The organism is Paenibacillus plantarum, from assembly GCF_013141695.1.
In the GTDB taxonomy this organism is placed as follows: Bacteria; Bacillota; Bacilli; order Paenibacillales; family NBRC-103111; genus Paenibacillus_E; species Paenibacillus_E plantarum.
In genome coordinates, this window is sequence record NZ_WHNY01000036.1 from 13048 (window position 1) to 27431 (window position 14384).

The 14384-nt window shown below is 44.0% G+C and carries 15 protein-coding genes; 2 read left to right on the forward strand and 13 right to left on the reverse strand.

What is annotated here, in order from left to right; all coding sequences use genetic code 11:
* Positions 1-13: 13 nt before the first annotated feature.
* The 9 genes from GC096_RS10990 to GC096_RS11030 all read right to left on the reverse strand — a co-directional run bounded on the left by GC096_RS10990 (position 14) and on the right by GC096_RS11030 (position 9771).
* A complete protein-coding gene (locus GC096_RS10990) occupies positions 14-733 on the reverse strand; it encodes a ThuA domain-containing protein (RefSeq protein ID WP_171630277.1) in 720 nt (239 codons plus the stop codon).
* Positions 730-1827, reverse strand: a complete 1098-nt coding sequence (locus GC096_RS10995; protein ID WP_171630278.1) for a Gfo/Idh/MocA family protein — start codon at positions 1825-1827, stop codon at positions 730-732. Before GC096_RS10995 ends, GC096_RS10990 begins: the two co-directional genes overlap by 4 nt.
* 10 nt (positions 1828-1837) lie before the next feature.
* A complete protein-coding gene (locus tag GC096_RS11000) occupies positions 1838-2887 on the reverse strand; it encodes a LacI family DNA-binding transcriptional regulator (protein ID WP_171630279.1) in 1050 nt (349 codons plus the stop codon).
* Positions 2888-2921: 34 nt separating this feature from the next.
* Positions 2922-3491 (reverse strand): HAD family hydrolase, encoded by a 570-nt coding sequence (locus GC096_RS11005; protein ID WP_171630280.1) that lies wholly within the window; start codon positions 3489-3491, stop codon positions 2922-2924.
* Positions 3488-4501 (reverse strand): ABC transporter ATP-binding protein, encoded by a 1014-nt coding sequence (locus GC096_RS11010; protein WP_171630281.1) that lies wholly within the window; start codon positions 4499-4501, stop codon positions 3488-3490. Before GC096_RS11010 ends, GC096_RS11005 begins: the two co-directional genes overlap by 4 nt.
* The gene (locus tag GC096_RS11015) at positions 4494-5549 is read right to left on the reverse strand and encodes an ABC transporter ATP-binding protein (protein WP_171630282.1); all 1056 of its coding nucleotides are present in this window, start codon (positions 5547-5549) and stop codon (positions 4494-4496) included. Before GC096_RS11015 ends, GC096_RS11010 begins: the two co-directional genes overlap by 8 nt.
* Before the next feature lie 23 nt (positions 5550-5572).
* A complete protein-coding gene (locus GC096_RS11020; protein ID WP_171630283.1) occupies positions 5573-6718 on the reverse strand; it encodes an ABC transporter permease in 1146 nt (381 codons plus the stop codon).
* A 3-nt stretch (positions 6719-6721) separates the two neighbouring features.
* Complete coding sequence (locus tag GC096_RS11025; protein ID WP_171630284.1) at positions 6722-7720, reverse strand: ABC transporter permease; 999 nt, start codon at positions 7718-7720, stop codon at positions 6722-6724.
* A gap of 89 nt (positions 7721-7809) precedes the next feature.
* Complete coding sequence (locus GC096_RS11030; RefSeq protein WP_246302694.1) at positions 7810-9771, reverse strand: ABC transporter substrate-binding protein; 1962 nt, start codon at positions 9769-9771, stop codon at positions 7810-7812.
* A gap of 435 nt (positions 9772-10206) precedes the next feature.
* Here GC096_RS11030 and GC096_RS11035 point away from each other — a divergent pair, with 435 nt between their 5' ends.
* Positions 10207-10800 carry a TetR/AcrR family transcriptional regulator gene (locus tag GC096_RS11035; protein WP_171630286.1) on the forward strand — a complete coding sequence of 198 codons (594 nt, stop codon included), beginning with the start codon at positions 10207-10209 and terminating at the stop codon, positions 10798-10800.
* Positions 10801-10821: 21 nt separating this feature from the next.
* Here GC096_RS11035 and GC096_RS11040 read toward each other — a convergent pair whose 3' ends face one another.
* The 3 genes from GC096_RS11040 to GC096_RS11050 all read right to left on the reverse strand — a co-directional run bounded on the left by GC096_RS11040 (position 10822) and on the right by GC096_RS11050 (position 13513).
* Entirely contained in the window at positions 10822-11838 is a 1017-nt protein-coding gene (locus GC096_RS11040) for a DJ-1/PfpI family protein (protein ID WP_171630287.1), read from the reverse strand.
* Between the two features lie 13 nt (positions 11839-11851).
* A complete protein-coding gene (locus GC096_RS11045) occupies positions 11852-12496 on the reverse strand; it encodes a DUF2306 domain-containing protein (protein ID WP_171630288.1) in 645 nt (214 codons plus the stop codon).
* Positions 12497-12670: 174 nt separating this feature from the next.
* Positions 12671-13513 carry an RMD1 family protein gene (locus tag GC096_RS11050; protein WP_171630289.1) on the reverse strand — a complete coding sequence of 281 codons (843 nt, stop codon included), beginning with the start codon at positions 13511-13513 and terminating at the stop codon, positions 12671-12673.
* 201 nt (positions 13514-13714) lie between these two features.
* Here GC096_RS11050 and GC096_RS11055 point away from each other — a divergent pair, with 201 nt between their 5' ends.
* A complete protein-coding gene (locus tag GC096_RS11055; RefSeq protein WP_171630290.1) occupies positions 13715-14005 on the forward strand; it encodes a hypothetical protein in 291 nt (96 codons plus the stop codon).
* 22 nt (positions 14006-14027) lie between these two features.
* Here GC096_RS11055 and GC096_RS11060 read toward each other — a convergent pair whose 3' ends face one another.
* Positions 14028-14207 (reverse strand): aspartyl-phosphate phosphatase Spo0E family protein, encoded by a 180-nt coding sequence (locus tag GC096_RS11060; RefSeq protein WP_056622930.1) that lies wholly within the window; start codon positions 14205-14207, stop codon positions 14028-14030.
* Between the last annotated feature and the right edge of the window lie 177 nt (positions 14208-14384).

A 14384-nucleotide genomic window follows, 5' to 3' on the forward strand; every position in this document is an offset into this window, starting at 1 on the left:
TGCAACGAACTCACTACTTCTTAATTTCCTCAAGCGGCGCGTGATGCCCATAAAACGTCTTTTCCCTTTGAATCGGGGCTGTCCATTTCACAGCATTGGCAATGACGCGTTGCACATCTTTATTGTGGTAGGTAGGGTACGTCTCGTGACCTGGACGGAAATAAAAGATTTTCCCTTGGCCGCGACGATACGTGCATCCGCTTCGGAACACTTCGCCCCCCTGAAACCAACTGACAAGGATTAATTCCTCCGGTGTAGGAATATCGAAATGCTCTCCGTACATTTCCTCTTCTTCCAAATCGATATACGGTCCAATCCCCTCTACGATTGGATGTGAGGGATCCATGACCCACAATCGCTCTTTCTCGTCCGCTTCTCTCCATAGAAGATCACAGGAAGTGCCCATCAGTTTGCGGAACAATTTGGAATGATGACCTGAGTGAAGTACGACCAGCCCCATACCCTCATGTACACGTTTGCATATACGATCAACGACGTTATCTTGAAAGCCCTTATGCTCAACGTGTCCCCAATAAATAAGGACATCCGTCTGATCCAGCTTTTCTTGGGTTAACCCATGCTCAGGCTCATTGAAGGTTGCACAGCTTATTTCAAATCCATCCTGACGAATGCCCTCAGCAATAGCTCCATGCATGCCTTTGGGATAGATCCGAGCGACCTCTTCTTTTCGTTGCTCCTGAAGGAATTCATTCCATATCGTGACTCGGATCATACGAGCTCCTCCCTTTTCACATTCGGATGGTGTGATAAGCTTCTCGTTACACCGTCTTGCGCTGAATCTATAATAGCTTGCAACACTTGTTGGTTACGGTAACCATCGATAAGGGTCGGGAGCGAAGAAGAGTTCTTTTGCTCCAAATAATCTACGAAATCTTGGAGCATCGGCTTCACCGATTTCTCATCCAAGTGAATGACAGATTCGGTCAGTTGAAGATTTTCGCCAGATCTGAGCGTCAAATGAACTTCATTCGGCTTCTCGACTGACATGCGGACCGTCCCCAAGTCGCCAAACAAGGTAACGTTGAATTGATTACCTGTCCCAATCGCATTTTTATGGGTATAAAATGACCCCATCACGCCGCCTTCTAATACACTCTGGAAGCCAGTAAAATCATCCACATCAACTTCAGCGTAGTCCCCTGTTCGCTTATCCAATCGGCGATCCGTGAACGTGGTCATCATACCTGACACCTGCGTAAATTCGCCCACAAAGAAGCGCGCCGCATCCACCATATGCGAGCCGATATCCGCTAAAATGCCGGATCCCGCCATGGCTTTATTAAATCGCCATGTGTATTCCTTGTTAAACATTGGCGCGTTTTCTTCTTGTAAATAATGCGCTGCGATATGTCGGATCCGTCCTAAAGCACCGTCCGTAACGAGCTGCTTCACGTATTGGAAGCACGGTCTATACCGATATGAAAATCCAATCATGCAGGGGATCGGATTTTGCTCATACAAAGCTATTAATTCATCCGCCTCCTCCATGGTTCGGGTAAAAGGCTTCTCCGAAAATATCGGTTTACCGCATGCAATCGCCACTTTCAAGATGTCAAAATGGAATTTATTGGATACCCCTGAAATGATGAAATCGATGTCAGGATCGGCTATGAGGGCTCGATAATCCGTGTATCGCTTCTCAGCTGGCAAATTCAGCCGCTCACCGACCTGTTCCACCGCTTTCGCATTCACATCACAGATGGCGGCAACGTTTGTATTGGTAATTTTCGCAAGATTGTTCATATGGTAATCACCGATACCGCCAAGGCCAATAATGCCTACACGCCATTGTTTAGTACTCATCATGTTCGCTCCCTTATTTGCGATCTTCCTCGTGACCAATCGTCGAGACTGAATTTCGCTCTATAATTTTGCCTTCAACAATGATATTTTCATCATAATCACCTTGCAGCACGCCTAATTGATGCATTAACAATCGGACCGATTGGGCACCTAATTCGGATGGCTGCAAATCCATACTCGTCAAAGACGGGTTCGATTGCACCATCATCGAGTTATCTCCGCATATCACAAAGATAGAGACATCTCCAGGAACACTAAGATTAAGATCCTTAATGGCATTAAGAACACTGAATGCGGTACGGTCATCATCGGCAATAATCGCGGTTACTTTTTTCTTCTGCTTACCGAGAATATCAATCGTCTCTTCATAGCCATAATCCATGTATTCACTCGAGTTCAGCTCAGGAGGCTTATGATGAATCATGTACTCCTCCACATCTAGCCCACGAACCTTCATGGCTTGAATGAAGCTAGCTTTGCGGTCAATAGAAACGGTCATATGCTCATTCGCATTCAAAAACATAATATCTGTATGGCCTTTGCCAACTAAATACTCGCAAATATTGGACATCATCTGTACATTATCGTTATCTACGCTAGTAGAATGCTCTATGTTTTCATTCATCACATGACCCACCGTCACAAAAGGGATCTGTCCCATGTGCATGAGGTTGATCCGTTCATCATTGGCTGTAGGCCTCATCACAACAGCACCATCGATCGGATAACTCGTCAAAAATGGCGTTTTCACCTCATGTACAGGAATGATATCTAACAGGACCCTATACCCATAATAAGCTGCTTCCAGAATGACCCCGTTGATAAACTGCGTATGAAATGCGCTGAAGAAGAAGCTGCCGTGCGGTATGGTTAAGCCAATGGCCATCGTTTTCTTGGTAACCAAGCTTCGCGCAGTATGATTAGGGACATAATTTAATTGTCTAGAAACACTCATCACACGCTCTCTGACTTCGTTGCTTGTCGGTCTTTTTTGGCTAAAGACATTAGAAACTGTCCCTTTTGAGACTTTCGCTAGCCTTGCAACATCATCAATTTTTGCCATGTTCGGGTAAACTTCCCTTCGTTACAATGTCCGTTTATTCCAATTGTGCATTAAGCTTCTCGACCAAGTCAATTAAATCTACCGGATTGCTAATGGTATAGGCAGGTTTTTGACTTTCGTCTTCATGCACCTTCGGATATCTTGACGTCCAGCTCAAGAAGATGCTCGTGATCCCCATTTGATTGGCGCCTTTCACATCACGGCTTAGGTTGTTGCCAACCATGACGATTCTTGAGCAGTCCTGCTCCGTGAGTTCTAACGCACCCATCGCGGCTTTAAACATACGAGGACTTGGTTTCGCGTCCTTAATCGATTCTGAATAAATCATCGTCGTAAAATAATCATACAAGCCATGATCTGTTAGCATATTTTTGAACGATTGCGCTCTACCGTCAGCTACAAGAGCTAGGATATAGCCACGTTCGGCAAGTGTCCTCACCATCACATCAGCCCCAGGAATCAGATCAGCTTTAATCACAATATCATGGTCATCTCTAATTTCGGTTCCTTCATCAATGATGGTATCTCCACAGTCCAGGAAAACAATCAGTTTCTTCGCATTGGGATCAATCGCTATATGATCTTTCGTTGTTGGTTTACTCATTGTACGACACCTCTTAAGTTTAATTGATCAGCGTAATGACAAGCTGCATAATGTTTGTTGCCTAAATCCTGCAGCTTCGGTTCTTCCTTCACACATTTGTCGGTCTTATACATACACCTAGGATGGAAATGACACCCGCTCGGAGGATTGGCCGGATTCGGTACTTCACCTTCTAGAATGATGCGTTCCTTCTTATAATCCGGGTCAGGTTCAGGTACGGCCGACAGAAGCGCCTCTGAATAAGGATGCTTAGGCGATTGAAATAGTGCATCCACAGGTGCTAACTCGACAATCCGCCCCAAGTGCATCACCGCTACACGGTCAGAAATATTTTGAACGATAGATAAATCATGCGAGATGAAAATATACGTAATCTGAAGCTGCTTCTGCAGATCCTTCAACAGATTAATAATTTGTGCTTTAATCGAAACATCCAAGGCCGATACCGCTTCATCGCAGACGATGAGTCTAGGGTTGGAAATAAGTGCACGCGCAATCGCGATACGCTGTCTCTGTCCTCCGGAGAAGGCATGCGGATAACGCTTCAGGTAGCTGACATTCAGCCCCGTCTTTTCAGCAATTAAGGTCACTTTCTCATCCAATTCCGCTTTCGTTAGCTTAAAGTTGGCGAGCAGCGGCTCCGAAATAATGTCATACACACTCATTCTCGGACTTAGTGAGGAATACGGATCCTGAAAGATCATCTGAATATCTTTTCTGAATTTCTTGAATTCTTTCCCGCGAAGGCCTAGGAAATCAACTTGCTCATCGCCCTCCGTATGGTAAATCACTTCCCCAGAAGAAGCATTCATTCCCCTCACGATACAACGGCCTAGCGTTGTTTTCCCGCAGCCTGATTCACCAACAATACTCAGCGTCTCTCCCTCCATAAGTTCGAAAGAAACGTCGTTCAATACACGAACGGATGAAGGCCTAGCAAACAATTTATTTTTGTCTTTGACTTCAAAGTTTTTGATTAGATGGTTTACTTTCAAAATCGGTTTAGACATAGGTACGCTCCTCACCTTCCTTCGTGTAAAGGAAACATCTAACCATGTGGTTATCGGATATGCGCGTTTTGGGAACCGCTTGTTTGTTGCATACCCCTTCAATCCGATCCTTGCATCGGTCATAGAAACCGCACATCGGAGGCATATCGATTGGCATCGGAACGGTACCCTCGATCGATTCTAATCGTTTATTTCTATTCCCAGTTAACTTAGGCATCGAATTGAGCAGGCCTTTGGTATAGGGATGCTTGGGATTTTTAAAAATTTCACCTACGGTCGACTGCTCCACAATCTTCCCTAAATACATGACAGCTACTTCATCGCACATCTCAGCAATGATGCCTAGATCATGCGTGACAAGCAGAATTGCCATGCCAAACTCTTTCTGTAGCCCCTTCATCAGCTCCATCACTTGGGCTTGAATGGTGACATCGAGCGCAGTCGTGGGCTCATCCGCAATTAACAATTCCGGATTACAGGATAAGGCCATGGAGATCATCGCTCGCTGACGCATACCACCCGAGAATTCATGCGGATACTGGTCAAATCTTTTCGCTTCATCCGAAATGCCCACTTTGCTTAACATTTCAAGCGCGATTTTTTTCGCTTCTTTTTTATCTTTGGTTCGGTGGATGAGGATCGATTCCATGATCTGATTGCCAATCGTATACATCGGTGAAAATGCCGTCATCGGCTCTTGAAAGATCATCGCAATTTTCCGGCCGCGAATGGATCGAATCTGTTTACCTCGCGTATCTAGCGATAGCAAATCCAGCTGGTTGAGCGCCTTCTCCGACGTAGAGTGATACACAATTTTACCGGAAGTTTCGCACTCTTTTGGATTAATGGAGACAATCGCTCTGCTGGTTAAACTTTTACCACAGCCAGACTCACCGACAAGTCCAAGCGTTTTCCCTTTTTTTATATCGAAATCAACGCCATCTACGGCCCTCATTTCCCCATTATCCATCTGGATACGTATCTTGAGGTCTTGAACAGACAGTAGGGGTAGTTCGGATTGTGAATCAATAACAGCTTTTGATGTCATGACATTCCCCGCCTTACCTTAGTTTATTTCTTGTATGGATCGGCTGCATCACGCAAACCGTCGCCTAGAAAGTTAAACGTTAATACGGTAACAATGACAAATCCGAGTGGGATTAGCTTCCAAGGATACAAAGCAATATTCTCAATTTGTTGTGCTTCCTGAAGCAATACACCCCAGCTGGTCGCAGGAGATCGTATGCCAAGTCCTAGAAAGCTCATGGCCGTCTCACCCAGAATCATACCTGGGATGGCTAGTGTCGTCGCCACAACCAAGTAGGAGATAAACCCAGGCAATAGATGCTTTATGATAATTTTAGCGTCGCTAACACCGGCGATTTTAGCTGCTAATACATATTCTTCATTTTTTAACGAAATGAACTTCCCTCTCGCAACCCTCGCTAAATCCGTCCAACCGATGAACGCAAAGATGATGACGATATACAGATACATGGTCACTACGGGAACGCGGGCTGGTATGGCAGCGGATAAGGCCATCCATAAAGGAAGCGTTGGAAAGGAACGAATGATTTCAATGAACCGCTGAATCACGGAGTCAATCCATCCACCGAAATACCCGGATATGCCTCCGATAGACAAGCCTAAGACGAAGCTTATAAACACGCCAATGAGCGGGATACTTAGTGAAATTTGACTGCCCAGAACAACACGCGACAATAAGTCCCTTCCCATACCATCTGTACCGAAAAGAAAGATACGACCGGGCTCATCTACACCAAATAGATGCGTCTTCGTTGGGATCAAACCGAGAAATTTGTAGCTTTCCCCTTTTACCAAGAAACGCAGCGGATGGCGAACATTCTCGTCCTGCACGAAAATTTTCCGCAGTGTAACAGGATCTCTGCCTGACTTCAGGTCATTGACGAATGGTCGCATATGAAAATGGCCTTCCGCATCCTTGAAGCTCAATTTCGTAGGAGGCGCGTTGACATATTTACTGTCATAGCTTTGCAATCCATAAGGCGCAATGAACTGCGCAAAGATCGCTGCTAGGTAGAATAAGCCTAGAATAATTAAACTGACACGCGCTAATTTATGTTTTTTCAACCTGCGATAGATAAGACGCCACTGTGAGCTGTAGTAGACATCGTTGTTTTTGGGACGCTTGAATCTGGTCGATATTTGATTTCCTATTGATGTTATTGGTTTCATAGGTCACACACCTCGGAATGCCGTGCGAATTTTGGGATCAAGCCATGCCAACAAAATATCCGAAATTAATGTCCCCACAACCGTTAAGACGGCCATAAATAATAACCACGTTCCTGCCAGATACATATCCTGAGCCAATAATGCGTTGTACATGACTGGACCTTGAATAGGCAAATTCAGAACAATCGCCGTAATCGTTGAACCTGTAAAAATGGACGTTAATGACCATCCAAGGGTACTTACGATCGGGTTAAGCGCAGCGCGCGTCGGGTATTTCAGTAATATTTTCGTTTCTGATAAGCCTTTGGACCGTGCAGTCACCACATTCGGCTTATTCAATTCATCCAGCATTTGCCCTCTCATGACGCGAATCAGCTCTGCTGTATTCGCCAATCCAATAACAATGACAGGGATAATCATATGTTTCAGCAAGTCAAGAATTTTGCCCATCGACCATGCCGCACTCGCGTAATCACTCGAAAATAAACCTAACAAGGGATCACCAAAATACACATAGGACAGATACATCAGTATGATCGCCATTAAAAAGTGAGGTGTCGCCATGCCAAGGAAACCGAATGCTGAGAAAATGTAATCACCGATGGAATACTGTTTGACTGCACAATAGATCCCGATTGGAATGGCCACCGCATACGTAAACACCATCGTCGCCAGAGAGACGATCAAGGTTAACGCCATAAATTGCGATATCACGCTCAAAACAGGCTTGTTATAGCTAAACGAATAGCCGAAGTTAAAATCGGTGAAAATGTTTTTCATCCAATCCAAATATTGAATAAACCAATGTTGATCCAACTTTAAGGTAGCTCTCATTTCAGCAATATCTGCTTGTGTCATGACTTCACCTGCTGCAGACATCTTCGCCGCATAAGATGAAACATAGTCACCAGGAGGTAACTGAATGATATAGAAGACGATTACGGATATAACAAAAACGACGGGTATGACCATAATGATTCTTCTTAAAATATATTGGAGCATCTAGATCCTGTCCTCTCCGGTTAATTCGATGTTCCTCTTGAAACGTACACTGGGGAAATAAATTTCCCCAGTATGTCGTTACCAATGATCTATTGTTTGATAAAGAACTGTGACGGATGTCCATGGCCTAAGCTGCGGAATTCATCCGCATAGATTAAATTCTTAGGCACGTTGCCGATCTTGTTAGATGCAACAATCAGCTTAGGCGTTGGGCCTGCATAACCAATCAGCCATTGATTCTTTTGATTGAGTTTAATGATTTCATTGCTCCATTTCGTAATATCTTCCTTCGTTGTCGAGGATTTAACTTTATTCCAGTAATCCAAAATCAACGCGATGTCGCCTTCCGGTTTAACGCCGTCTTTCCCATTGGATGATGTGTACAAGCCATAATTGCCAAGCCATGGTGTCAAAACACGCAACGGTACAAGTGTATCCGGTCTAAAAGCCACATTCACAAGTGAAATATTTTCTGTCGTTGCTGCAATCTTATTGGCGTATTTGAGATCATTATGCGTACCGGCATCTACAACTTTGATATCTACCTTAAGACCCACTTTTTCATAATATTTCTTGACTAATTCCAAGAAAGTTGCCGTATTCGTCGTGTTCTCAGTAATCGTAATGGTTAGATCAGAACCGTCAGCGTTTAAACGGAAATTGTTTTTATCACGTTTTGTCAGACCTAATTCATCCAGAAGCTGATTCGCACGTGCTTGATCGAATTTCGTCCATTGATCAGCCCATCCTTTTTGGTAGCCAACCAAGCCTTCTGGAACGGAAGCTTGTTGCGGAGCGCCTAATCCGTTTGTAACAATTTCAGAAATCTCTTTGCGGTCAACCGCAACCGAAACAGCTTCTCTAAATTTAATGTCTTGGAAAAGCTTACGCAGATTAGGATCGCTAATCGTTTGATTGAATTGAAGACCCGCGCTCGACCATGCTGCTTGCGTCCAAGGCGTAACAGTGAAATTTGCTTTTTTCTCATTTTCTTTCAAAACCGTGAAGTCTTTAAAGTCAAAATCAAGCAGATTATAATCGCCAGCTAATGCGCCAAGAACTCGTTGTGCTGGATCCTGCACTTTAGTAGCTACGAGACGGTCCATATAAGGCAGTTGATTTCCTTCGCTATCCACTTTCCAATAGTACGGATTACGTTCCATAATAAATTGATCACTATTCGGATCGTTTTTAGCTACCCAAGGTCGTAAGGTTGGGATCTGAGGATTAATCCAATCGTAATAGCCTGTTGCGACCAAGAAAGATTTCACATCGGCAAAGCCCCATTGCTTCGCAATTTCAAGCGCCTTCGCGTCACCTACAAATTCAGGTAGTATCGTTTTTTGGAAATGTGCCGGTGCAAAGAACCATTTGTTATCAATCGCAACACGCTCTAGAAATAGCACGCTCGGATATTTATGCGTAATTTTAACTGTATAATCATCCACTTTAGTCACGGTTGCTAATGCTTTTTCTCCAGATACAGGATCGATGGAGTAGTAGGCATCATAAATCTTTTTACCGAATGTTTCTTTCGTCAGCATATGTTCCCAATAGAACAGAACATCATCCGCTGTAAAAGGCATCCCATCTGACCATTTCATGCCTTGTCTCAAATGGATAATGAATTCTGTTGAGTCTTTATTCACTTCAAAGCTCTTGGCAACGTTCGGCTCAACCGTACTTCCATCCTTATTAAAACGGAAAAGCGATTCTTCGGTCGGTGCACCAACCGTCCAGCGATCATTGGGTCCTGCCCAAGGCATTTTCCAGTCGCCACCGTATTTGCCGATCTCATCCGTTACCTTTTCGACCATAATATCTTCCTTAACAGGCAACCGATCCGTTACTGGCTTAAGCGATCCCGCAGTAACAAGCTTAGCTAACATCGGGGCTTCTTTGAATCCGCTTATCTTTGTAGCCGCTGATGCAACTGGACCTGTTGTTTCTTTCACTGCTGAGCTTGCTTTTGGTTCACTTTCACTCTCACATGCTGCAAAAACAACTGCAAATATCAACATCATCCCAATAAACAAACCACTTCTTTTCAAGCCAATCCCCTCCATAATGTTAAACTTGTTCTTCCTTATGCCTTATCCCTTAATTAGAAATCGGTACCTTTCACCCCCAAGGTAGAATATCCTTAAACCGGTTTAATAAGATATTAAAAAAAATGAGATGTATGTAGTTAAACCGTTTTAATAAAAATGTAAGCGCTTAACACATGGAGCACGAGTACTCTTCCTAAAATGTAAAATTTCCTGTTTCGGTTTATTAAAGTTTATTAAACCGGTTTAATACAATTAATTGTAAGCGTTTGCTTTTTGCTTATTTGTATCTTACATCGGATTTGAATCGTTTGCAACCGTTTTTTTTGGAAGAATGTGGGGGGCTCACTGTGGGAACCGCGAAAGGGTAATCAGGCGCATTGCGATGTGTTATAATTGGGCTAACATTGTCAGTTTGGTTAGAAAGGAATTATCCCCATGCGCAAAGGTGAACAAACGAAACTCCGCATCATTGAGAAATCGGCTGTTCTTTTTAATGATAAAGGGTACACAGGCACGACGATGCAAGATATTATGGACGCAACTGGCTTAACCAAAGGAGCGATCTATCGCACTTTCACCAGCAAAGACGATATTGCGATTGAAGCTTTCCAATACGCTGGACATGTCTTATGGCAGCAGTTCGCTGCGGCCATCGAACTTCAGGACACGGCTATTGGCAAAATTCTAGCGATGTGCGACGTGTACCGTGACACCGTCCATAACCCACCCATCCAAGGTGGATGTCCGTTCTTAAATACAGCGGTCGAAAGCGACCACTCCTTCCCTGTTCTTCGAGATCATGCTGCCCAGGCTTACACCCAAATGTCTGGATTCCTTCAATCTTTGCTTGCTCAAGGAGTGAGCAACGGGGAATTTCAACCAGAGATGGAACTAGAATCGGTAGCTTCTTTTATTTTTTCAAGCATTGAAGGCGGCATAATGGCTAGCAGACTTACTCGGGACAACCGTCATGTGGCTTATTCTCGTCAACATATTGAACGGCTGCTCATGACCTATAAGGCTCATTAGCAGCCGTTTTTCTCTGCGCTTTCAGTGTACTCGCCTGCCTGTAACCTTCGATGATGGCAGCATCCCTGCTTTAGCGGTTCCACTCATGACGTCGCCATGCACCTTTACCTCGAACTTCAAGTTCAGTCTCATCGGCTTCTTGACCTTCTGCGTCCATGTCAATTGACGACCGTCCCATGTGGGGTTAAGGAGTTCGTCAACCTCATCCCCTTGTTTTGCTGTTCCCCGAATGGAACCGTCCTTCATGGAAATATGCAGCATGACGGACATTTTACCAATAGGCGTTGCGATTGTAGTTTGCCATGTGCCTTCTATCTTCGGATCTTCATCAGATGCCGCATCGCCTACAGGGATTACGAGATCTTCGGCAGATGCATCCGAACTCGCTGCGAAGTTAATCGGCACAATGCCTTGTGCACGCCACACCGTCCCGCGTCGTTCATACTCAAATAGTTTCTCCACAGCCGATGCGATTTGGGGCCCTACTTCACGCTCCACCAAGTACAGGGCTACATCAAGTCCTGATGTCACACCTCCCCCACTGACCAAACGATGTCCATCTTCAACGACTCTGGCCTCTATCGGAATTGCACCCGTAGCTCCTAAGGCAGACATCCCCAAATGATTCGTAACCGCATAACGCCCCTCCAATAAGCCGCCCATGGCAAGCACCAAGGAACCTCCGCACACCGTTGCAACCGTGATATGCTCATTCTCCAAAGCTCGTTCCATCAAAGCGGTCAAATCCGACTCCATCGCTAATCTCAGAATGCTAGGAACAGCATCTTCGGAATCTCCCTCTGGCTTGCCTGAACCTCCAGGAACAAGAATAATACCTGAGCGGCTCGGATCTAATGCGGCTTGTGCTTCGATCGCAGGTCCTTTCATGCCGCTCGGTACCGAACGTTTCCCCTCAGCGGACACTAACTCCAACGTGATGGCTCCACCCGCATACATCGCCGCTGCAGCGAATACTTCGTATGGAGCTAGAGCGTCCATGAGATCGAATCCATCGAATAATACCACTTGAACGTGCATATTAGTCCCTCCTTCAGATCATCGTCGTGCTAGGTTTTCTAAAAACAGTTCGAATAACGATCTCCGCAGCTATCATGAGACAGATGATCGATCCGTACACGGCCACGGTGTAGCTGGTTGTATACGTAAGGCCAATCCCATTATGGAGCAGCGCAGTTATGGCATGAATCGTGAGATTCGTAAACACGAAAGCATAACTCCTCGTCATCCACTTGCGATGTTGATTGACCTGTTTTTTCTTGATCTTGACGATTGCGGCGATGGTCATAACCAGCCACACAATATTCATCAAGTTAAACCCCATGCTGCTAGCTTTCCCGCCTGTCGCATAGGGCGCCATATACCCGGAAGTGACGTCAACAATGACCACGGAGAGCAAGTAGAAATACCCGTTCATACGATGGAATTGACGATACTTTTTCAAGATAACTGTAGAGAAATTAGCAGCACCCGACAGCATAGCCATACATGCGAAAATGACGTGTACATTCATCACTTTCAGCCAGACTTCCGTGTGTAAAGCTCGTTTAAGCGTTTCTTTATGGCCTAGAAAAGCGGTTGCTTGCGGATCATGAACAAAGTTGGCGTACAAGACGTACACGATAAATACAACTGTAATTAATAGCATGAATAAGTACGCTTTTTTACTAGTGGACATACCTTCATCCTTTCTAAGGTGAAGCTCTTTATAAAAAACCGAACCGTACGGTCTTTTTTATTATATAACAAAGCCTATCCTTTTTCCTATAGAATTGTTACAAAAATAGGAAGAAGCAAGCATACAAAAGCTCTGCACAAAAAACGACCTCCTCCTAGAAGGGGCCGCTTTGGGTTAATGTGAGGGAATCCAACCTAAGATTTGCAAGATCGTTAATACCACTTCAATAACAATGAGAATCACAACGATCCATTCAACGAAGAGGCCTCGGATGGAGTGACTAATGTTTGAGAAACCTTCCAAAATGTGATACAAAATGTCCGTTTTGCTTTTAAGAATGGTGAACCGATCATTCAATTCAAAAAATTCGATCATCTCATCGTAAAAATGGCCCGCTGAGCTATTTGACCAAGTTAAATCAGGTTTATCCAATATCATGATATACGCAAGGGTGTTATATTCATGACGAACGATTTGTGCAGTCGTCCTTGCCAATTCTTTGTTGCCTACACGAAGCTTCCCTTTTTCAAGTCTATCGATCATCATTTCCAGACTATCATGAATTTTCCCAAGCTGTTCCTCGATCTTTTCGAGTGCAACTGATTTGGCAAGGACGGTCGAGATTAACTCCGGATAATAGGGCTCATATTCAGCGACTACGACATACTTGTCCGTCAATTCCATGTTATCGATTGGCTCGGTGTGCAGCCTGTAATTTTCCGTGTATTTCTCTGCATGTTGAAGATCGATAGCTGGTTCAAATGTCTGAATAAATTTCAAGAAGTTCGTTATTTCTCCCTTGTCTACTTGATTAACGAAGACGACGCTTCCGAAAGAAAACACAAACACTTGTTGAAATCCAACTAAATCTTTTTGGAGAATCTTAGAAAGAATGTCACCTCTTAAACTTAAAGGCTGTTCCCACGTAAATTTTTTGGGAATCCCGCAGTAGGCGGCAATTTTATTCAAATCGATTTCATTCGTTATGGCCAAAGCTTTAAAAGTTATATCCTTCATGGTCACCACTCATCTGTCTGAAAGAGTTTTACTCCTATTTTGGACAGAAAAAGTGTTCTTCAATCCTCACTCGTTGGTACGATGGGCAGCCATGCTAATTTCTCTTGTAGTACAAGATAGAAAAGTATACACTTTTCTATGGATGATAGTTTTCCTTGGTGTTTGATAAAATGAACGAGACTATGGGGAGGCAACATAACGATGGCACATACAGCCGAAATTAAAAGAGTACAATCCTTGCTCAGCCATGCGCAGCAACTATCTGGCACTGGCAACCAAGCGGATGAAAGAATTAAGAGCTTGAGCAGCAGATTAGAAGCGCTTCAACAACTTGCGGGTGAGCATGCAGCTCCAAACGAGACAGCAAGCGACAGCGCTGAAGTAGAAGTAAGTAACGAAGTAAGTGAAGAGACGAATGAAGTGAATGAAGAAGCAATTGATGAAGTCGCTGCAGCCGAAGAACAACCTGCCCCAGATCCACAAGATGAGTAGCTAATCGTTATGAAGGCCATAGTTAACTAATTAATTTTAATTTTGCTTTTTTGAGGATAAGCTTCTGGTATAGCACAATGTATCGATCTAACAACTGACTAACGGATACGACTTTCTCATGTGTTAGGCTACCATTGATCGCTGCTTGATTGATCATTTCGAATCGCAAGCTGTCAATTTTCTGCTGAAGTTTTGATTCCATCGTATCCATCTCCGTTCTAGTTATATAAATTAGTTGTTATCCCAATATCTGTATAGTAAATGAAGACTATTAGATTACTATTAGAAATTGTTTGTGAGAGTGTTAGTTTCATAAAAGAAGAGACCAACCCTAAGTAGAATTCACTACTTGAGGTTGGTCTCTTCTCTTGCAACTGCG

Coding starts and splice junctions, on each gene's coding strand:
- GC096_RS10990 (WP_171630277.1), bottom strand. CDS start 733: ATGATCCGAGTCACGATATGGAATGAATTCCTTCAGGAGCAACGAAAA.
- GC096_RS10995 (WP_171630278.1), bottom strand. CDS start 1,827: ATGATGAGTACTAAACAATGGCGTGTAGGCATTATTGGCCTTGGCGGT.
- GC096_RS11000 (WP_171630279.1), bottom strand. CDS start 2,887: ATGGCAAAAATTGATGATGTTGCAAGGCTAGCGAAAGTCTCAAAAGGG.
- GC096_RS11005 (WP_171630280.1), bottom strand. CDS start 3,491: ATGAGTAAACCAACAACGAAAGATCATATAGCGATTGATCCCAATGCG.
- GC096_RS11010 (WP_171630281.1), bottom strand. CDS start 4,501: ATGTCTAAACCGATTTTGAAAGTAAACCATCTAATCAAAAACTTTGAA.
- GC096_RS11015 (WP_171630282.1), bottom strand. CDS start 5,549: ATGACATCAAAAGCTGTTATTGATTCACAATCCGAACTACCCCTACTG.
- GC096_RS11020 (WP_171630283.1), bottom strand. CDS start 6,718: ATGAAACCAATAACATCAATAGGAAATCAAATATCGACCAGATTCAAG.
- GC096_RS11025 (WP_171630284.1), bottom strand. CDS start 7,720: ATGCTCCAATATATTTTAAGAAGAATCATTATGGTCATACCCGTCGTT.
- GC096_RS11035 (WP_171630286.1), top strand. CDS start 10,207: ATGCGCAAAGGTGAACAAACGAAACTCCGCATCATTGAGAAATCGGCT.
- GC096_RS11040 (WP_171630287.1), bottom strand. CDS start 11,838: ATGCACGTTCAAGTGGTATTATTCGATGGATTCGATCTCATGGACGCT.
- GC096_RS11045 (WP_171630288.1), bottom strand. CDS start 12,496: ATGTCCACTAGTAAAAAAGCGTACTTATTCATGCTATTAATTACAGTT.
- GC096_RS11050 (WP_171630289.1), bottom strand. CDS start 13,513: ATGAAGGATATAACTTTTAAAGCTTTGGCCATAACGAATGAAATCGAT.
- GC096_RS11055 (WP_171630290.1), top strand. CDS start 13,715: ATGGCACATACAGCCGAAATTAAAAGAGTACAATCCTTGCTCAGCCAT.
- GC096_RS11060 (WP_056622930.1), bottom strand. CDS start 14,207: ATGGAATCAAAACTTCAGCAGAAAATTGACAGCTTGCGATTCGAAATG.